Source organism: Mesorhizobium escarrei, from assembly GCF_935825525.1.
Lineage (GTDB): Bacteria > Pseudomonadota > Alphaproteobacteria > Rhizobiales > Rhizobiaceae > Mesorhizobium > Mesorhizobium escarrei.
Window position 1 is genome coordinate 202,668 of sequence record NZ_CAKXZT010000152.1, and the last position, 19,175, is coordinate 221,842.

Annotated in this window: 17 protein-coding genes and 1 pseudogene; 6 read left to right on the forward strand and 12 right to left on the reverse strand. The window is 60.9% G+C overall.

All coding sequences use genetic code 11. From position 1 onward, the window contains the following. Positions 1-79 precede the first annotated feature (79 nt). From NMG80_RS28205 to NMG80_RS28215, 3 genes and pseudogenes are all read right to left on the reverse strand, one after another. A pseudogene (locus tag NMG80_RS28205) lies at positions 80-697 on the reverse strand (uracil-DNA glycosylase family protein); the annotation flags it as partial. A 15-nt stretch (positions 698-712) separates the two neighbouring features. Continuing rightward, on the reverse strand, positions 713-1,324 hold the full coding sequence (locus NMG80_RS28210) for a glutathione S-transferase (RefSeq protein ID WP_254021130.1): 612 nt from the start codon (positions 1,322-1,324) through the stop codon (positions 713-715). Between the two features lie 142 nt (positions 1,325-1,466). Further along, positions 1,467-2,090 (reverse strand): thermonuclease family protein, encoded by a 624-nt coding sequence (locus NMG80_RS28215; RefSeq protein ID WP_254021131.1) that lies wholly within the window; start codon positions 2,088-2,090, stop codon positions 1,467-1,469. A 75-nt stretch (positions 2,091-2,165) separates the two neighbouring features. Here NMG80_RS28215 and NMG80_RS28220 point away from each other — a divergent pair, with 75 nt between their 5' ends. Next, positions 2,166-3,686, forward strand: coding sequence for a sensor histidine kinase (locus NMG80_RS28220; protein WP_254021132.1), 1,521 nt, complete (start codon positions 2,166-2,168; stop codon positions 3,684-3,686). 131 nt (positions 3,687-3,817) lie between these two features. Then, positions 3,818-5,623 (forward strand): FAD-dependent oxidoreductase, encoded by a 1,806-nt coding sequence (locus NMG80_RS28225; protein WP_254021133.1) that lies wholly within the window; start codon positions 3,818-3,820, stop codon positions 5,621-5,623. Positions 5,624-5,675: 52 nt separating this feature from the next. On the opposite strand, the gene NMG80_RS28230 is transcribed toward NMG80_RS28225, so the two are convergent. Then, a complete protein-coding gene (locus NMG80_RS28230) occupies positions 5,676-6,677 on the reverse strand; it encodes a nicotinate-nucleotide--dimethylbenzimidazole phosphoribosyltransferase (protein WP_254021134.1) in 1,002 nt (333 codons plus the stop codon). A gap of 182 nt (positions 6,678-6,859) precedes the next feature. Between NMG80_RS28230 and NMG80_RS28235 the strand changes: the two genes are divergently transcribed. Both NMG80_RS28235 and NMG80_RS28240 read left to right on the forward strand, forming a co-directional pair. Further along, a complete protein-coding gene (locus tag NMG80_RS28235) occupies positions 6,860-7,093 on the forward strand; it encodes a DUF1289 domain-containing protein (protein WP_095492971.1) in 234 nt (77 codons plus the stop codon). 7 nt (positions 7,094-7,100) lie between these two features. Further along, entirely contained in the window at positions 7,101-7,805 is a 705-nt protein-coding gene (locus NMG80_RS28240; protein WP_254021135.1) for a TIGR02281 family clan AA aspartic protease, read from the forward strand. 24 nt (positions 7,806-7,829) lie between these two features. Here the strand turns inward: NMG80_RS28240 and NMG80_RS28245 are convergent, their stop codons facing one another. Both NMG80_RS28245 and NMG80_RS28250 read right to left on the reverse strand, forming a co-directional pair. Continuing rightward, the gene (locus NMG80_RS28245) at positions 7,830-8,573 is read right to left on the reverse strand and encodes an SDR family oxidoreductase (RefSeq protein ID WP_254021136.1); all 744 of its coding nucleotides are present in this window, start codon (positions 8,571-8,573) and stop codon (positions 7,830-7,832) included. Between the two features lie 32 nt (positions 8,574-8,605). Next, complete coding sequence (locus NMG80_RS28250) at positions 8,606-8,803, reverse strand: SDR family oxidoreductase (protein WP_254021137.1); 198 nt, start codon at positions 8,801-8,803, stop codon at positions 8,606-8,608. Between the two features lie 248 nt (positions 8,804-9,051). Between NMG80_RS28250 and NMG80_RS28255 the strand changes: the two genes are divergently transcribed. Continuing rightward, positions 9,052-9,987 (forward strand): AraC family transcriptional regulator, encoded by a 936-nt coding sequence (locus NMG80_RS28255; protein WP_254021138.1) that lies wholly within the window; start codon positions 9,052-9,054, stop codon positions 9,985-9,987. Positions 9,988-10,085: 98 nt separating this feature from the next. Here the strand turns inward: NMG80_RS28255 and dusA are convergent, their stop codons facing one another. Continuing rightward, entirely contained in the window at positions 10,086-11,084 is a 999-nt protein-coding gene (gene dusA / locus NMG80_RS28260; protein WP_254021139.1) for a tRNA dihydrouridine(20/20a) synthase DusA, read from the reverse strand. Between the two features lie 478 nt (positions 11,085-11,562). Here dusA and NMG80_RS28265 point away from each other — a divergent pair, with 478 nt between their 5' ends. After that, complete coding sequence (locus NMG80_RS28265) at positions 11,563-12,261, forward strand: site-specific integrase (protein WP_436798700.1); 699 nt, start codon at positions 11,563-11,565, stop codon at positions 12,259-12,261. 307 nt (positions 12,262-12,568) lie between these two features. Here the strand turns inward: NMG80_RS28265 and NMG80_RS28270 are convergent, their stop codons facing one another. From NMG80_RS28270 to NMG80_RS28290, 5 genes are all read right to left on the reverse strand, one after another. Beyond that, positions 12,569-15,610, reverse strand: coding sequence for a patatin-like phospholipase family protein (locus NMG80_RS28270; RefSeq protein ID WP_254021141.1), 3,042 nt, complete (start codon positions 15,608-15,610; stop codon positions 12,569-12,571). A gap of 232 nt (positions 15,611-15,842) precedes the next feature. Further along, on the reverse strand, positions 15,843-16,190 hold the full coding sequence (locus NMG80_RS28275; RefSeq protein ID WP_254021142.1) for a DUF2958 domain-containing protein: 348 nt from the start codon (positions 16,188-16,190) through the stop codon (positions 15,843-15,845). 1,279 nt (positions 16,191-17,469) lie between these two features. After that, positions 17,470-18,000: a helix-turn-helix transcriptional regulator gene (locus NMG80_RS37105; protein ID WP_301943396.1), complete on the reverse strand. Its 531-nt coding sequence runs from the start codon at positions 17,998-18,000 to the stop codon at positions 17,470-17,472. A gap of 99 nt (positions 18,001-18,099) precedes the next feature. Then, positions 18,100-18,678, reverse strand: coding sequence for a hypothetical protein (locus NMG80_RS28285; RefSeq protein ID WP_254021144.1), 579 nt, complete (start codon positions 18,676-18,678; stop codon positions 18,100-18,102). 278 nt (positions 18,679-18,956) lie between these two features. Further along, a partial coding sequence (locus NMG80_RS28290) for a hypothetical protein (protein WP_254021145.1) occupies positions 18,957-19,175 on the reverse strand: 219 nt, incomplete at its 5' end.

Sequence of the window (19,175 nt, forward strand, 5' to 3'; positions counted from 1 at the left end):
TAGTCCTTCTTATTTTGGCCATTCACAAGAAAGAAATTCTGCCAAATGGTGCAAAAGCGAGTGATTTCTTGCTTACGCGTCAGCCGAGGCGATAGCGGATTTCCGATCTCAGAAACGGCAGCAAATCCATTTCAAACCACGAATTGCGTTTCAGCCAGCCGGTGTTGCGCCACGACGGATGCGGTAGCGGCAGCACTTTCGGGTTGCTGGGCGCATCCCAGATGGTGCGCCAATCCATCACCGTCTCCGTCAGGGAGGGCCGGCGCGCGGCGCCCATGTGCCAGGATTGCGCATAGAGGCCGATCGTCAGCACCAGGTCGATATGCGGCATCAGCGCCATCAGCGGCGCACGCCAGGCCGCTGCACATTCGCGGCGCGGCGGCAGGTCGCCGCCCTTGGCATCCTGGCCGGGAAAGCAAAAGCCCATCGGCACGATGGCGAATTTTGTCGTGTCGTAGAATTCTTCGCTGCTGACGCCCAGCCAGTTCCGCAAACGATCGCCGGAGGCGTCGGTGAACGGCATGCCTGACATATGCACCTTGGTGCCCGGTGCCTGGCTGGCAATCAGGATACGGGCGCTCGATGACGGCCGGAGCACCGGGCGCGGCTCATGCGGCAGCGGCCGGCCGATCGGGCTTTCGACGCAGATACGGCAGGCGCGTACCCTCGCCGCGAAATTTTCCAGCTCTTCGCTCATGCCTGGGGCTCATTCTCAGGCGGCGGCGCTCGGCCGGCTGGAGATCGCCTGATGCCAGCGCAGCACGTTGGCACAGTCCTCCGGCACCTTGATGCGCGCCGGCTTCATGAAGTCGATGGCAATCAGCCCGGTGATGTCGGCGATCGAATAGGCGTCGCCGGCGACGAATTCCCGGTTCGCCAACTCGTCGTCGAGGAGTCTCAGGAATCCAACGGCTTTCGGCTTGTTGGCCTCGCCCCATTCGGGGATTTGTGGAATCTCCCAATCCTTCATCGCCGGATGGATGTGCCGAAACGCGGCACTGACGCAACTGAGCAAGTTGAGCTCCATGCGTCTTTGCCACATCTCGACCAGCGCTTTGGCGAGCGCGCCGCGGCCGAACAAAGCCGGTTCCGGATGCAGTTCCTCAAAATAGCGGCAGATGGCGACAGATTCGGTGATGACGGTGCCGTCGTCGAGTTCGAGCACCGGCAGACGCTGCAGCGGGTTGCGCGAACTGACCGGCTGTTCTCTGTGCTCCAGCGCGCTCATGTCGACGGGCACCAGCGGAACCTCAAGCCCCTTTTCGGCGAGGAAGACGCGAACCCGCCGTGGATTGGGCGCCCGGCCGCCGTCGAAGAGTTTCATCCCATCCTCCTTTCGCATCGGCCCGACAACCGGAATCGATTTCCGGAAAGCACGATGCGAAGATTTAAAAGATCTCAGCGCATGCTTCCGAATGGACGCATCGCTCTGATCAGGTCTGTTGCAACAACTATAGTGTTGACCATTACCAGAAGCGAAAAATTTCTCGCAAGCCATCGCCGATCGAAGCCAGACGACCGTGCTTTCTTTCGACCACTTCGTGATCGCGGCTCTCGCGCCAATCGTGCGGCTCGTCGAAAGTGCCGGCCCAGATGCCGGCCTTGCCTGATCGGGCAGCGGCCTCCTCGGTTTCGAAATCGCCATAGGCAACTGCCCAGCCGGCCTCGACCTGGGCGCGGTTGAGATCCTTGCCGCCGGCGTTGCAATCGCCGAGCAGCCGGCGGTATCGGTCGCGCTGCCAGCCGGTGCAGGAGACGGGTTTGCCTGATATCAGACGTACCAGCGACTGCCGCGCCAGCTTGCCGCAGGGATAATCGGCGCGGTCCTTGCGGCAGATTTGCGAATATTCGGGCGCATCAATGCCGCGCATGCGGATGCGCTCGCTACCGAGCGTGATCGTATCGCCGTCATTGACGACGGCGGCGCCCTCAGTCTTGCGCGTCTCGATCCGATCAAGCCGCGCCGCCAGAAGGATCAGCAGACCGAGGACAAGCATCGCCAGTGCGTAGTCCACCAGCCGGCGCCAAAGGCTTCGCGGCCGCGGCGGGACGTATCGCTGTCCCGGCCGCCGCGACCACGAACGGCTCATATGGCAAACCGTTGGTTAATCATTCGAACGTAGCTTAACGATTTGAAACCGCTGCCCGCATAAATTGAAGTCTCCATGCCCTCGCAACGCTCGACCACAGCGGACAAGTTTATTGTGGACCGCCGGAAACCCCATCGCAACAGCGATGTGGCCCGCGCGGTGCGCAAGACGCGCGACCGTCTTTCGCAGCAGGTCGGAAATCCTGATTTCGACCGCGAGCTTTTGAAACTCCACGCCCGTGCGATGCTAGGCGGCGCGATCATAGTTCCGCTTCTCGTCCTGGCGACCGCCGCGACCGGTCTGTTCGCTGGCGTCGGTAAGGCAATTGGCATCTGGGCGCTTTTTATACTCATCTGCTACGCCATCGTCGTGTTCATGGCGAGGCGCGTCGACCGAACGGAAGCTGCCGAACTCAACCCGCTGCAAACGCACCGTGATTTCCTGATAGGCCATTTCCTTTGCGGCCTGGGCTGGGCCTGGTTCGCCTGGCTCGGTTGCGATGCTTGCCAGGTCGACCAGTTCCAGTTGACCAAGGCGGTGGTGCTGCTGCTTGCCATGGCAGCGACCGCGATCACAGCGTCATCGTTGCGCGGTGCGTTGCTGGCGACTTTCGCCGTACCGGTGGCCGCCTATGCCTATGCCGCCGCCAGGCAGTGGATGCCGGTCGAGTTGATCATGGCCGGGTTGCTGATTGTCTCGCTCCCCTTCTTCGCCTATGTGGCGCGCCGCCTCAATCGCTCGTCCCTGATGCTGCTCTCGTTCCGCTCCGAAAAGGACGCGCTGATTGCCGAATTGGACACGGCGAAATCGATGTCGGACGAAGCGCGCCGACGCGCGGAGGACGCCAACCTGGCAAAATCGCGGTTTTTGGCCTCGATGAGCCATGAGTTGCGGACGCCGCTCAACGCCATTCTCGGTTTCTCCGAGGTGATGGCGAACGAGGTTCTCGGACCGATGAGCAATCCAACCTATCGCGACTATGCTCGCGACGTCCACGAGTCTGGCCAGCATCTACTCGACCTGATCAACGAAATCCTCGACCTGTCGCGCATCGAAGCGGGGCGCTACCAGCTCAACGAAGAGCCGATGATGCTGCTTTCGGTGGTCGAGGATTGCTGTCACATGATGGAGCTGAAGGCGCGCAACAAGGACATCCGTATCGTCCAGGATTTCGAAAGCGCCTTGCCGCGCCTGTTCGCCGACGAACGCGCGGTGCGACAGATCGCGCTTAATCTTTTGTCGAACGCCATTAAGTTCACCGGATCTGGCGGCGAGATCCGCGTGCGCGTCGGCTGGACGGCGGGCGGCGGCCAATACCTCTCCGTCAAAGACAATGGGCCCGGCATTCCGGAAGACGAGATTCCGGTCGTGCTGTCCGCCTTCGGCCAGGGCTCGATCGCCATCAAGAGCGCCGAACAAGGCACCGGGCTTGGCCTGCCGATCGTCCAAAGCCTGCTCGCCATGCATGGCGGCGAGTTCGAACTCCATTCCAAACTGCGCGAAGGCACTGAGGCGATCGCCATCTTCCCGTTGAGCCGGGTGATGGAGGAATTGCCGGCGCTGCCGACCAGGGCCGTTGCTGCGCGCCGGCGCTGAGCACTGGCTCACGAAAATCCGGCACCGGATGCCAGAATCGTTGCGGATAGGGCGATTTGGCAATAGCCTTGCCCAGGCAGGCCATCCAACGTGTCTTCCGAGCCAAGGCAATCAGGGGCCAAGGCAATCAAATGAACAGAAGACGTCTATTGCACACGGCAGCAGCGATCCCGTTCTTGCGGCCGTGGATGCTCGTGCCGGCACAGGCCGCGGCCCGTCCGACCTCGCGCATCCGTCCATCCGACCCGGAATGGCCAGCAGAAGGAAGTTGGGACCGGCTTGGCCGGCAAGTCGAGGGGCAACTCGTAAAGGTTCAGCCGCCGCTCGCCGCATGCATAAAGGCCCCGTCAGGCCCCCGCTGTACGGATGTCTTCAAGGAACTGAAGAACCCCTATTACCTCGGCGACGAGGTCGGGTTGACACAGACGCTAGGCTGGGTCGACGGCTGGACATCGCAGCCCAGCAAATATGCAGTCGTTGCCCGAACGAACGATGACGTCGTGGCGGCAGTCAATTTCGCCCGTGACAACAATCTGCGGCTCGTGGTGAAGGGCGGCGGCCACAGCTACCAAGGCACATCCAATGCCGCGGATTCCTTGTTGATCTGGACCCGGAAGATGAACGCCGTCACCGTGCACGACGCGTTCGTCGGTGTTGGCTGCGCCGGACGACAACCGCCGCAGCCGGCGGTTACGATCGAAGCGGGCGCAATCTGGGGGCAGGCCTATGACGCCGTCACCACGAAAGCGGGGCGCTATGTCCAGGGCGGCGGCTGCCTGACCGTCGGCGTCGCGGGCCTGATCCAAAGTGGCGGCTTCGGAAGTTTCTCGAAGGCTTATGGAATGGCGGCGGCGAGCCTGCTGGAAGCGGAGATCGTCACTGCCGATGGCGCCGTTGCAATTGCCAACGCCTGCACAAATCAGGACCTGTTCTGGGGGATCAAGGGTGGCGGTGGCGGCAGTCTCGGGGTCGTGACCCGGCTCACGCTGCGAACGCATGAGTTGCCGGAATTCTTCGGCGCGGTGTTCGCCACGATCGATGCGACGTCCGACGCCGCCTTCCACCGACTGATCGTAAAGATCGTGGAATTCTACAGCAAGGCTCTGTTCAATCCGCACTGGGGCGAGCAGATTGCCTTCCGGCCGGGCAATGTTCTCGCGATTTCGATGGTATTCCAAGGTCTGGACCAACAGCAGGCCGAGACGATCTGGCGGCCGTTCTTCGACTGGGTGGCCGGTTCGCCGCAGGATTTCAGCCTCGAAGCGGAGCCGGTGATCATCGCCGTCCCGGCTCGAAATTTATGGGATCCCGAATTTCTCAAGAAAATACCCGGACTGGTGCTCGCCGACAACCGCCCCGATGCCGGCAAGGCCAACGTGTTCTGGGCAAGCAATCTGGAGGAGACGGGACAGGTTCTGCATGGCTACCAGTCTGCATGGATTCCGTCATCCCTTCTCCAGGCGGACCGGCAGCAGAACCTTGCCGACGCCCTATTCGCAGCTACCCGCCACTGGACTGTCTCCCTGCATGTCAACAAGGGTCTTGCGGGCGCTCCTGCCGAGGTGATTGACGCCGCCCGCCAGACGGCGACCAATCCGGTGGTGCTGGATGCTTTCGCGCTGGCCATCAGCGGCGCCGAGGGACCGCCGGCATACCCCGGCATTGCCGATCGCGAACCCGACCTGGCGGCTGCCCGTCGAGATGCGAATGCAATCGACAAGGCCATGAACGAAATACGCAAACTGATACCTGCCGTCGGCTCATATGTGGCGGAAAGCGATTTCTTCGACGAGAGGTGGCGAGACGCCTTTTGGGGTTCGAACTACATCAAGCTTCTCGCGGTGAAGGACCGATACGATCCGGACGGCCTCTTCTTCGTGCACCACGGAGTAGGCAGTGAGCGCTGGAGCGATGATGGCTTCACGAGATTGATATGACAAAACCTGTAGCTGCTTGCGGCGCGGTGCCAGCCCATAAATTAGGCTCTCATCACTGGTAACGAACCGCCTCCGCCATGCCCGAACTGGTAAGAGCCGCGGCTTTGACCAGGCCGGCGGCAAGTGCCGCCCCTGCCCCCTCGCCGTGGCTGACGCCGAGATCAAGCAGCGGCCGCAAGCCGAGCCGCTCGGCCGCCCGAGCATGCGCAGGATCTCGCGACAGGCTGGCAAGCAGGCAATGGTCGAGCGCGGCGGGGTTGGTAGCATGCAGCGTCGCGGCGGCGGCAGTCGCAACTAGCCCATCGAGCAGGACGGGAATCTTCTGCGTCCGGGCGGCGAGGATGGCGCCGGCAATCGCTGCGAACTCACGCCCGCCAATCCGGCGCAACGCTTCCAGCGGGTCCCTGAGACTTGTGCCGTGGAAGGCTAGCGCGGCATCGACCATTTCCGCCTTGCGCACCCGCATCGATGCATCGGCGCCCGATCCAGATCCGACCCAATCTGCGCCACTGCCGCCGAACAGTGCGGCAAACAAGGCCGCGGCAACGGTGGAATTGCCGACGCCGAGGTCGCCAAGGCAAAGCAGATCGGCGCCGCCGGCGATCGCCTCCATGCCGAAGGCCATGGTGGCGGCACAGCCGCGCTCGTCAAGTGCTGCATCCTCGGTGATGTCGGCGGTCGGAATGTGCAGCGCAAGATCGAACACTTTCAGCCCGAGATTATTGGCGATGCAGATCTGGTTGATCGCCGCACCCCCGGCCGCGCAAAGCTCGACGGCGTTCGCCGTGGCAGCGACAGGCCGTGGCGAAATGCCGTGGCGAGCGACGCCGTGATTGCCGGCGAAGATCGCCACCAGAGGCCGGTTCACTGCCGGCGGCGCACGGCCGCTCCAGGCGGCCAGCCAAGCCGCGATGTCCTCGATGCGGCCGAGCGAGCCTTTAGGTTTGTCGGCCTTGGCAAACAGTGCACGGACGCGGGCTTCGGCTGCCGTGTCGGCCCGCGGCAGGGTCGCCAGAAGATTGCGAAAATCGTCGAAGGGCAGCGCGCTGGTCATGTCGTTGATGATCGTTCCCAGAGTTGGTGAGCGGCATAGCCGCCTTGCTCGGCCGGCACAACTGCCCGCATTGACGCGAAAGCGGTTGCCGGCGGCGCATTCCGAAGGGCTTGCATTGGCCTTACCGTTACACCATGTGGAGGCGAGACAAGGGATTCCTGACGGAGCCCTGAGAGAACATTATGACGGCCATCGAATCCCCATGCATCCTGGTCTGTTCGATCGATATGAAAACCGGCTTCTGCTTCGGTTGCGGCCGCACGCGGGAGGAAATCGGCGCCTGGATCGAGATGACCCCTGAAATCCGCCGCAGCGTCATGGCCGAGTTGCCGGCCCGGCTGGAAACGGTTGAACGCAGACCGCGCCGGGAAACGCGCCGCACCCGCCTTGCGCGTGAACGCGACGCCCTCTCGTGAGCCATTTATGAACCGATTTTTCTGGGTTTTGATGGTCGTGATCGGGGCAGGCGTCGTCCTGCTCATGCTCAACGATTCCGCCGGCAGCACATTCGGCGTCGAGAATTACGATTTCAGCCGGCTGATCTGGCTCGGCGCATTGGTCGCACTCATCGGCGCCGGCCTGCTCAGATCAGGCAGACCCTTGGGCACGATGGCCCGCAACCTCGGCACCTGGGCCGTCATCGTACTCGCACTGATTGCCGGCTATCAGTACCGCTATGAATTGCAGGATGTCGCCAGCCGGGTAACGGCTGGCCTTGTACCCGGCAGTCCGCTGGCATTGGGCCTGGAAGACGGCCACGCCACGGTGACCCTGGACAAGGCCGGCAATGGCCATTTCGAAGCGCGCATCATGGTCAACGGCACGCCGATCCGGGCCGTGGTCGATACCGGCGCCACCAGCACCGTGCTGACCGCGCAGGACGCGCAAGCGGCCGGATTCAATCCAGCCGCTCTCAATTTCACCATACCGGTCTCCACGGCCAACGGCATGGCGCGCGCCGCCGCCGTCAGAACCGACGAATTGACGATCGGCGGCATCGTCCGCAAGGACATGCCGGTCATGATCGCCGCGCCCGGCATGCTCGGCCAGAGCCTGCTCGGCATGAATTTCATCGGCTCACTATCCGGTTTCGACGTGCGCGGCGACCGCATGATCTTGCGCGATTGAACAGTAAGGCCACTTCGGCGCTGCTCAGTGAGCCCTGAGCATCTCGACCGCTTGATCAAACCGGCCGTCCCGCTCCGCCCAGCGCAGGAAGCCCACGCGCTCCACCAGTATCTCCTTGGGCGTCGGCTCCCGGCTGAACAGCGCCATCGCCTCGTCGATGAACGCATTAAGCGGCATATACTCGTCGCGTCTCGACTGGCCGGGCGTGAGTTCAGTGCGAACCGCCGGCGGCGCAAGCTCGATCACTTCGACCTTGCCCCTGAGTTGCTCGCGCAATGACACCGTATAGGAATGGATCGCCGCCTTGGTGGCATTGTAGGTCGGCGTGCCACTCAGCGGCACGAAGGCCAGGCCTGACGAGACATTGACGATCACGGCATTTTGCCGCGCCGCCAGATGGTCGATCAGCGCGTTGGTGAGGCGGATCGGCCCGAACAGGTTGGTGACGATCGTTTCCTCCGCGTCGCGCAGATCGCGGGTTCTGGTCAGATCCTCGCGGCGCATGATGCCGGCATTGTTGATGAGCACGTTGAGCGCCGGGTGCTCGGCGACTACGCGCTTGGCAAATGCCACAATTGCTTCTGGATCTTCGACATCGCCGACCATCGCGTACATGCCTTCACGCCCGGCGATCGTCTGCTGGAGCGCCTCCTTGCGCCGTCCCGCGACGATGACAGTGTTTCCGAGCGCATGGAAGTGCCGCGCCAGTTCCCGCCCGATCCCGGAACCGCCGCCGGTGATGAGGATCGTGTTACCCGTCATTTTCATCGTTCTGTGCTCCATTATTCCAGCCAGTTTGGTCAAACGATCCCGCCGTTTGCGAGTACCGTCTGTCCATTGATGCAAGCACCGTCCCCGCTGCAGAGCGCCGCGATTGGGCCGGCGATGTCGGAAGGCTCGCCGATGCGCTGATGTGGCGTGCGCGCGGCGAAGCCGGCGATCTGCTCCGGCGACTTCCCGTCAGTGAACAGGGTGACGCCGGGAGCTGCGGCGGTCACGGAGATCATGCCCCGCGAAGAGCCCTGGCGACATTCGCCGGCACGGCTCGTTTCGGTGACACGTTCTGTCCAGACATAGATACCTTTCCTTATCGAGCGGGCTTGTTCGGTCGCGACATTTCATACCGAGCGATGCGGTGGACAGCTTGCCAACGCATGCGCAAAACTTGCTCGATCCTGCAGCCCACGTGATGTTTGCCCGCCCACATGCTAGGATCACCAGGATCGCGCCGCTGCAGGAGACATTGATGGACGTCCTCAAACATGCCGTTCACACCTATGCCGCCCGCCATGCAAACCGGGATGGCTTGGCGCTGACGCCAGTGCCAGGCCTGCGGATGATGTGCGTCGAGTCACCGCATGGCGACCTGCATTCGGTCTATCGGCCGCTGGTTTGTCTGGTCCTGCAGGGTGCCAAGCTGATGACTGTTGGCAGGGAGCAGCAAGTCTTCACCGCCGGGCAATCCGTGATCGTGAGCGCGGACATGCCGGTCGTCGGACGGATTGTTCAGGCAAGCCAGCGCGAGCCCTATCTGGCCGTCGCGGTCGAACTCGAGATGACGCTCCTGCGCGAGGTCGCGGCGCAGTTGGGCAGCGTGCGTGCGCAGCGCCCGTCAGAGACACGCACCTTGTTCGGTGAGGACACCAATGCCGCAATTCTGGATTGCGCAGTGCGGCTGATGCGCTTGCTGGACCGACCGGATGCTACCTCGCTCCTGCGCCCCGGAATTATGCAAGAGCTGCATTATTGGCTCCTCTCCGGTCAGCATGGCGCGGCCCTGCGGTCGCTTGCCGATCCAGACAGTCACGCGACCCGTCTCGCGGCGGCCATCGCGATTCTTAGAACCGAGTATCGGTCGCGTATTCCCGTCGAGCGCTTGGCGGCGGCAGCGGCGATGAGCCTCACGGCCTTCCACAAGCACTTCAAGCACATGACATCGCTGACGCCGGGACAATACCAGAAGCGGCTTCGCCTAATCGAAGCACGCCGCCTCATGCTCGATGAAGGCTTTTCGGCAACCAGCGCTGGGTTCGAGGTGGGCTACGAGAGCATCTCGCAATTCACCCACGAATATCGCCGCACCTTCCAGGCGCCGCCGAAGCGCGATGCACTGCGCACTCGATCCATAGCGCACGCGATCAAAGAAGAAATGCAGGACGCCGAGCGGGCGAGCGCTGCTTAGCTTGACTAGGTTTGCCCGAGCTATCGACGGTCCTCCGATTTGCTGAACAGACCGCGGAAGACACGCCAGCGACCGCATGATCTTGCGCGATTGGACATTCAGGCTGCTTCGGCGTCCGTCCCGCTAAAATCGACTGCAGCAAAGGCCGCCATCAGCACATCCGGTCCGGCGCCGGGCCTTGTCGCATCGGTCGAAAGGATCTGCCGGTAACGGCGCGCACCGGGCAGGCCGTGGAACAGGCCGACCATGTGACGGGTGACATGGCCAAGCCGCCCGCCCCGCTCGATATGGCGTGCCGCATAATCCGCCATGGCATCGATCAGCGCGGCGAAATCGAACGTTTGGGGATTGTCGCCGTAAAACGCCGCGTCGACGCCTGCGAGAATGCCCGGCGTGTGATAGGCGGCGCGGCCGAGCATGGCGCCGTCGACATGATCAATGTGGTCAAGCGCCTCTTCAAGGGATTGAATGCCGCCGTTGATGCCAATGAATTTGTCTTGATTTTTGGCCTTCAGCCGATAGACGCGGCCATAGTCGAGCGGCGGGATGTCGCGGTTTTCCTTCGGGCTAAGCCCTTCGAGCCACGCCTTGCGGGCATGCACCCACAGCACGTCGGCGCCGGCTGCGAAAACCCGGTCCGCCAGCGCATCGAGCGCCGGCTCAGGATCCTGCTCGTCGACGCCGATGCGGCACTTGACGGTGACGGGAATGCTGACAGAGGCCTTCATCGCCGCGACGCAATCGGCGACCAGAACTGGTGCTTTCATCAGGCAGGCACCGAACGTACCCGACTGGACGCGGTCGGACGGGCAGCCGACATTGAGGTTGATCTCATCATAGCCGAAGGCCTCGCCGATGCGGGCCGCCTCGGCAAGCTTCTGCGGGTCGGAGCCGCCGAGCTGCAACGCGACCGGATGTTCGGTACCATCGAAGCCGAGCAAGCGCTCGCGCTCGCCGTGGATGACCGCGTCGGCCACGACCATCTCGGTGTAGAGCAACGCCCGGCGCGTCAACTGGCGATGGAGGAACCGGCAATGCCGGTCCGTCCAGTCCATCATGGGCGCCACGGCCACTCTATGATGTTGATTTTTCAGCATTTTTTCTTTAACATCAAATCGTTAGAACCTGCCGAGTGCACACGAATTTACGCCAGAATACGACCCTTTTCGCCACGTTTCGATCTCTCAGTGCACACGGAGCGCACACGAAAAAATGGCCACCTACACAAAGCTCTCGTCCGGTTCCTGGCGCGTCTAAGTCCGTCGCAAAGGTCGCTATGTCAGCGAGACATTCCTGCGCCGAGACGACGCACGGCACTGGGCGACCGAGACCGAGCGCCAAGTCGATCGCGGTGAGACGCCGACTAAGTCCCGTATAGCGCGCCTGAAAACCTTCGGCGAACTCATTGACCTTCATATCGACGACATGTGCGATGTAGGCAAGTCCCCTCGCCGCTCCAAGGCCGCAGCCCTCGATAAGCTTCAAAGACATCTGGGAAAGTGCAACATCGCGGCTCTCGATCGCGAACGGCTCATTCGTTTTGGCCGCGACCGGGCCGCCCAAGGTGACGGACCGATGACTCTCGGCATCGACATCGGCTTTGTAAAACTTATCCTGTCCGATGCTGCGGCCGTTCACGGTCTACCTGTCAAGGTCGAGCCGGTTGATCTGGCGCGTATCGCGCTGAAGAGGCTTGGCCTCGTTGGGAAAGGCCATCAGCGCGACCGGCGGCCGACGCAGGATGAACTCGACAGGCTCATCGGTCACTTCGATGCAAACCCTCGTCAAATTGCACCGGTTAGCCAGATCATACGTTTCGCAGTCGCAACCGCGATGCGCCAGGAGGAGATCTGCAAGGTGCGTTGGTCCGACTTGGAATCTCGCACGCGGATGCTTCTCATCCGTGACCGGAAAGACCCGCGAAACAAAAACGGGAACAATCAGCGCATACCCCTATTCGCGGCAACTGGATACGACGCATGGGCCATTGTTGAGGAGCAGCGGGCAAGGCGCAGCAATGACGATGATCGAATATTCCCGTTCAATCATAGGTCAGTCGGCACCGCCTTCCGTCGAGGATGCGCTGACCTGGGCATCCACGACCTTCATTTTCATGACTTGCGTCACGAAGGAACGAGTCGCCTTTTCGAAGCTGGATTCACAATTGAGCAAGTAGCGCTGGTTACGGGTCACAAGGATTGGAAGATGTTACGGCGATATACGCATCTCAAACCGGAGATGCTTCACACGATCCGAGTTGCGAGGGCCGCATAATCGGCGCAAGTGACTTGGTCGTAAAGCCTCGATGGCCTCAATCAATAAAACAACCTGCCTCATCCAAACCAAAGCCAAGCGATCGATATGACAATGATTGCAGCAATCACAATCGAGAATCTGCCTTCAGCGGCGATCAAGAGCTTGTCAGAAAGCAGCGCGACATGGATACGGTCTGTGGGGGGTGCCTTAGTTGGAGGTAGCCGAGGCGTCCCAGGACACGGGTCGCGCCCGAAAACCTTCACTTTCTCATCCAGCTGCCTTGGCCGCCAGATCCTCAGCTAGTTCTCGCTCTCCGGAGCAGCCCCTATTTCTGCATACAGGGGGGTGCCTGCAGCCGCGCCAGGGCGCAGTAGGCCCGCTTCAGGTCGCCAGCAACATGAAAACTGCTGGAGGCCGAAACCTTCTTGCCAAATACCGTGTCGAGCGCGTTTGAAAACGCCTCATCGTAGGCATTCAACGAGCGCGACGAAAGCTGCCACGTCAAGGGAATGTCGAACTCCGAGGAGTTGAAAAAGGACAGACCTATCGTTGAGAAGGGATAGAAGTCACGGTAGCGCCCTGCGTCCGCTGCGCCCGTGCTGCAAAACGGGTCTCTGTCGAGCAGACGGAGGCCGCAAAGCTTCAGGTAGGATTTTCGCTGTTCGATGGTGTCGTCAGCCAGTTGCGAGATCGATCTGAGGGCCTGCGTGTTGCCAACCTGGAGGAGCGTACGGATCGGGCTGAGGACTTCGCCGAGGCCCACACCCTCTTCGTCGCGGGATTCCGGGGAGCCATCGGCGCAGAACGGAATGTCCTCGAAAGTCCCCTCCTCCTCATGGACCACTGTCCCAAAGGCAATGTTACGGCAGGGAGTCGACTGGATCAGGAGGGCGATGAGTTCAGTCGCCGCCATCCGGTCCAGCACGGCTCTCGGCGGATCGGCCTCCATTTCCGAGGTGGACGCATCGGAGGAGGTGTAAACCGACGGGGTGCTGCCCGGACTTGACGCAGCATAGAAACGCTCGGTCAGGATGCTTCCCAGAACCAACCCAAGCGTATATGCGCCCGAGTTCTCGAAATAGCCCCCATCGACGAAACGCTTTGCCTGTCCATGGCCCCCGATGCTGTTGAAATCGCTATTCCCACGCACGACCCCGGCCGGCATAAGCAGTGGAAAACGTGCGCTCAGGAATGCCGCCGTCGAGAGCGGCAGATCGGCCGGGTCATAGAGACGTCGAACAAACTGCAGCGGCCAAAAGGTCGAATCGAAGTGGATGCTCCTGGCTTCGAGTTCGAACCCCTCCCCGTGCAACGGCTCGGCCTTAAATTGACGGAGCCTCATCACACCGGGAGAGATGGCCCTCACCACGCCGTTGGAAACATCAGTCGCGTTCAGAAAGAGCCACGGAATCTGTTGGTCTGATGGCTTTAAAGGCCGGTTGGAAGAGTAGAGTTCCCCGAAAAGCATACCGCCTGGCTTGCGTACGCAACCGTGGGCGCAAGCGCCTTGGTCCAGCGCTACGTCGAATGCACCTTCGATGAAGCGGGCCCGGTCGAATGGGTCGACCGCATAGGGCAACATGCGCTGCAACGCGTCCGGAAACATCAGGGCCGCCAAGAGCGGTGACAGGAAATCTTGGGAAAAGACCCTGCGGGTGGCATCACGATATATGCGGGGCGCCTGGTCCAATGACTCGGCACATGGCGCGTCCACCTTCTTGGGCGCATCCACGCTTGCCAGCAAACCCGCGAAGACGGCGGTCCCGATGCTCCCTCCCGAGACGCCGCTGACGGCGACGGTGTGTTCGGCGAACATGGGGCACAGATCCTGCAGCGTAGCGAGCGTCATCGCCGTGAAATACGCCGCTCGCAAACCCCCGCCCTCCGTGCCGATGGCGAACACGGGATAACGTTCGTAGCGGCCGAGATCGCGTCGAGCTGCAAGCCAATCGGCGAACGAAATGGTCCGTTTAAAGTACCAAGGTTCCGGGAGCGGCGTCGATAGCACCTCTCGCCGGACCTGGTGATTGTCGTTCATACTCAAAAATGAAAAACCGACGGAAAGGCAAAAGATCACCAACAACAATGGAACCCGCATGTAATAGGAGGCCACGGCTAACGGTGAAAACATCACGACCGCTGCTGTCGCCCACAAGAACACGACGCTCATAGAACCGACGAGCTGCGCCACCCCGATACTGAGATCGCTGCTGAACACCACCAAGAGGGCCAGGAGCAGCAAAAGGAAAAGCAGGTCGAGCCTCTGCTGCGAGCGCGGCAGCTTCCCAACGGCTTTGGCGAGACGGCGCCACCTGCGAGCCAGGTGGCAGGCGCGGCCGGTCCGCAGGCCTAGGCTGTGCGACTTGGCCACCCAAAGGCAACTTGCCACGGCGGCTGCAAGCATGGCGAGGAACGTAGCACCGACGTAGATGTAGTCGGCAGCATCCAAAGTTATTGGAGCAAAAAGGACATCGTTGCGCTCCTGATAGGGATTCGGCAGCTCGCCGAACAGCGGAACCACCATGAACATGAGGAGCGGCAGGAACGTAACGGACCCTATCGCCGCCAAGCCGAGGGCAAAGACCGCGTAACGGGAGCGTGCCGACGCAAATCTCTGTCTCAGAGCGCCAGACACCAATATCGCCATCGAGGCAAAGCGCAGATAGAAGCCCAAGCAGATGGTCAGGAGAAGCAGAAGGAGCCCACCTAAGCAGCCGTGCAGCAATATTGCCGATCGCGAGTATCCACCTGAAAGACTGAAATCCGTGAGCCAGAACGGGATAGCGTAGAACGACTGATATCCGGCGATCTCGAGAAACAGATAGCCGGCCAGAGTCGACAGCCCCGCGGCCAGCGGAGCCGCCGAAATGCAGAACAGGAGAGTGGAGAGCGGTGGTCCAGAAGCTTGCCCCGAAAATCCTGCAGACGAGATTGCGATAGCGGCGGAGCTTCCGACGAGCAGAAGGCTGGTACCAAGACCCATCGCTAATTCCGACCCGGACAAGGAGGACTTGGTGGTCAGCGTGACGAACCCGACAGCAACCCCCGCCAGAGCCCCTGGGGCGAAGCCGCAAAGCCTGGTGTACCATTTCGTCCCCAGGAGATGACGCCGATCGTTGAACGCGGCCCCGCTAAGCGCCACGGACTGCTCGGCAATCGTCCTAATGACGAAGGATGCAGCGGTCACCGAGACAAACGTGCATACGAGTTGGAACGGCCTGTCCATCAGCATCGCTAAGACGGTTTCGTGCGTAGTCCCCTCGATTGCAAGGTCGAAAAGCAGGACGGCCAGTATCAGCAGAACAGCGACGATTATTCGCGTTCGGCGGACCAGTCTAAAGACATCGGAAAAGAGCGATACGGTCATTGCTCCCCCCGCGACACCCGACACAATCCTAAATCAACAGTTGGCGCGATCAAGTCTCGTTGAGGGGAGATAATCATCGGAATGTCGATTGTCAGTAATCTCAAGGGTGGAAAGAGCCTGCTTGTGAGGTCCGCCAAGCGTTTATCTTGGCCCTGCTATCCACGATTGATATGCCCGGTGTTCTTTGGGAAGGTGCCAAAGTTGTCGGTTCAGGTTGGAGGTGCCCAACGTGTCAGCCGCTATCGCTGGGATATGAGACCAGGACGGGGGGGGGGCGCGAGGGTGGGGTCCGGGAACCTCGCCCAAAAGCGAAAAAGCCCAGCGGGCCGCGAACGGCAGCAAGCTCCGAGAAGCTGACATTGCCGATTTCCGGACAACTGAGCCCAAGGTCGCAAAGACCAAAGTTGATATCCGGGTCATCCGGGTCGATCCCCGTGAGGAGCCAAGTCGCGGCGGCATCCGGCGCGAACAGTTTGACGACGGGAACGAAGTCGATTTCGCCGTCGGTGCCGCGAAGGGGTTGCTGCTGGCGACCATTCGCCAGCAGCTTCTCCCGCAGGTCGTGGGTCAAGATCCGCATGTCGGCCTCCTACTCGTCGGCCTTCGGTGCGCGAAGGACGATGCGTCCGTCGAGCGGCAGGGCGTCGAGGAGGAGCGTTCCGCCCTTAGCCGTGGTCGTGGGCGAAGAACGAGCCGATGCGGGTCCAGAAACCCTTCTGGCCTTCCTTTGCCGTCCCCCACGGTGTAGGCGTGGTAGATTGGCATCTTGGGCTCGGACTTCGTTTCGGTGTTGCGTTTGTTGGTCATGGTCTTTTCCTTTGGTTGATTGGTTTCTGTCCCGGAGGACGGTTCCAAAGGGAGACGGCGTGCAGGGCTGGCTTGTCCCCGCACGGGAGCGCAGCGAAGGAGCGGGCAGGAACGGGGCAAGACCGCCGCGCCGGCTAGAAGAGAACAGTCACTAGCTCCGGCCAGACCATTGACGGGAAAGCCAGGGCATCTGCAGACATCAGAAGCTTGGAAGTAATTCCTGCGGCCTTCACTGGCTGGCTAACGGGTAAAGGGATTCCGTTTCTGGGAAGGGTCCAAACTACGAATCTGGGGGTCAGGAGTTCGAATCTCTTCGGGCGCTCCATTCCATCTTATTGAAATTGCTCGCCTTTTAGACTTAGGCGGTGCGACCCCACCTGCTTGAATTCCAGAATTCAGCCGGTTTTTCAGCCGGTTTTGGAAGAACGGACATTCCTTCGAACCATATCGTACCTTGGCGAATGGTGGCCCGCCCGTTTTCCTCTTGGTCAACATATAACACGATCAGATTCGCGCGAACCGGAATGGTGTTGATGTTGCCGGCTTCCTGACGCAAAACCTAGAAAATGACAGTCCGAAAAAAGGCTAACCGTCTTCATCTGCCGCCGCTTGTTGCTGGCGAATGGCGTTGTGAGATCGTTGGCTCAGCCAACATCAATTTTGGCCAGTCCGTGCAGCCCGGACCACCACGCCAATCAGTCGAGTTCAGCTATGTCATACTTGCTGCCTCGCTGATGATGCCGAACTAGATGGCCTGGCGTCGTTATGATCATGGCTCCAACTCCCATGAAGACAGATCATCCCGACGCGGGCGCTCTTTTTGAAGCCGATCAGCTAGCGTCGCTGAGCCTCTCCCTTGAAGTCACCAGGGCGCAATTTTCCGACATACTGCCACGCTTTGAAGCGAAACGATTCAGGGATTTTCACTTTTTGGTAGAGGCAAAGGAGGCAGATGGCAGATGGCCGGTGCGAAGCTGGGGCATGGGAACCGCTACGGCTTAAAAACCTACTGACGAACTCGCGGGTTGCTACGAGGCCGCCGCAAGTGTCTATCAACCGGTCTTGCGGTCGTCAGGCATGGGATCGTAGATCGCCATGGTGTCCCTATCCGCATCGAGCCCGACCAATTCCTCCCCCATTGCAGCGATTACGGCTGCCACGCGATTGCGGACGCGTGGAGGAAGCTGCATCAGCCCCTCGATCAGGCGCCGGCCCTCCGCGCTGGCAATAAAGTCGATGCGCTCATCGACTGGCAGGGGCGAAGCGTTACGGCTGGTCTCGTCATTTCCGGGCAGGCCTTCGAAAAAGCGACTGACGGGAACGCTCAGCGACCTACCGATCTCGTAGAGCATGGATGCGCTCACCCTGTTCCTTGCATTCTCGTATTTCTGAAGCTGCTGGAAGCTTATGCCTATGGATCGTGCAAGCTGAGCTTGCGATACGTCCGACTGGACGCGAACGATCGCGATCTGGTTGCCGACGTGCCGATCTGCGGGATGCGGGCTATGCTCGGTTTCAGGCTTTGGCCACGCCTGGGTGACGCGGGGGCGCGTTGATTCCACCAATGCCTTTCGCAATTGCATCACCTCATAGAGAATTGGTCGCGGTAGGCTCTCCTCGCGACAACCTCCAAAGATCCGAATGACAGGCAGCTGCCGAGTGCTTGAAACGGCCTCGTGCGGTCAGCTCGGCCCTGGCTGCCCGCTGATCCGACCAATATCTTCCAGAACAGAACGGATTTGTGGCCAGGGAAACTCGGCATCGCCTTTCGACGGCTGTCCTTCCCTGAGTATGGCATCAAGCTTCGCTGCCACACCGACAAGGGAGATAGCTGGCGTTTTCGACAATTCTTCAAGCAACGCCTCTGCCCGATCGGCTGCCTCACTTTCAGCGCGCAACGTGGCGGAATACCCGATCGCCCGGTCGCAGACATCCCAGCGCGCCTGATGGGCCGTCAAATCGACCTCGGCCTTTGCGCTGACCGCCGGGTCGACAGAACCGACGCAGAGCACATCGCGAAATGCCTCATGTGAAGGCGGCGTAGCGGTCCCATCAACTGACAATCGGGGCAACACTGTGGGAAAGCCGACTTCGTCTACGAGCTTCCGCTCCAGACGCTGCTGCTCGCGGCTCAACCGATCGGTCTCTTCATGAGCAGCTTGCCATTCGCGCCAAATTTCAACGGCAGCGTCGGTTGTTGCGCGAAATAGTCCCCTGCGGATGACGGAAGGCAAAGTCGTGCTATTGTCGGAATCAGCCATGATCCGAGCTCCAAACAGCTTGGGTTGTGGTCAGGCCGAGCGACGTGTTCGAGCACGTCGGTCGGCTGCAAGCGCGAACCACAAATTACGTACATACCGTACATTACGGACATAGCCATTGTCAAACACGCCCGATCCTGTTGATAACAAAACTGAGCGCTTCGAACTCCGGCTCTCGAGTGACTTGCTTGCTCGCGTTGACGAATGGCGCCGCAATCAGCCCGATCTTCCCACTAGATCGGAGGCGTTCCGCCGACTGGTGGAGGCTGGTCTAGCCTCTAAGTAACTGACGGCTCAGCAAACTGGACGCCGCGGCGGACAAAATGAGGTTCACGGATATCCCGGCGAACATCCGCAATGGAGCGGTCAATATCGTCGGCAGAAGAGCGTCCGAAGAGGGCTGTCGGCGGCTCCGTCGTGGGAACGAAAAAAGAAGAGAAGCAGAACTTTCGTGTGCGATTTTTGCACACAACATGTAACCGGGGCAAAACCGGTGG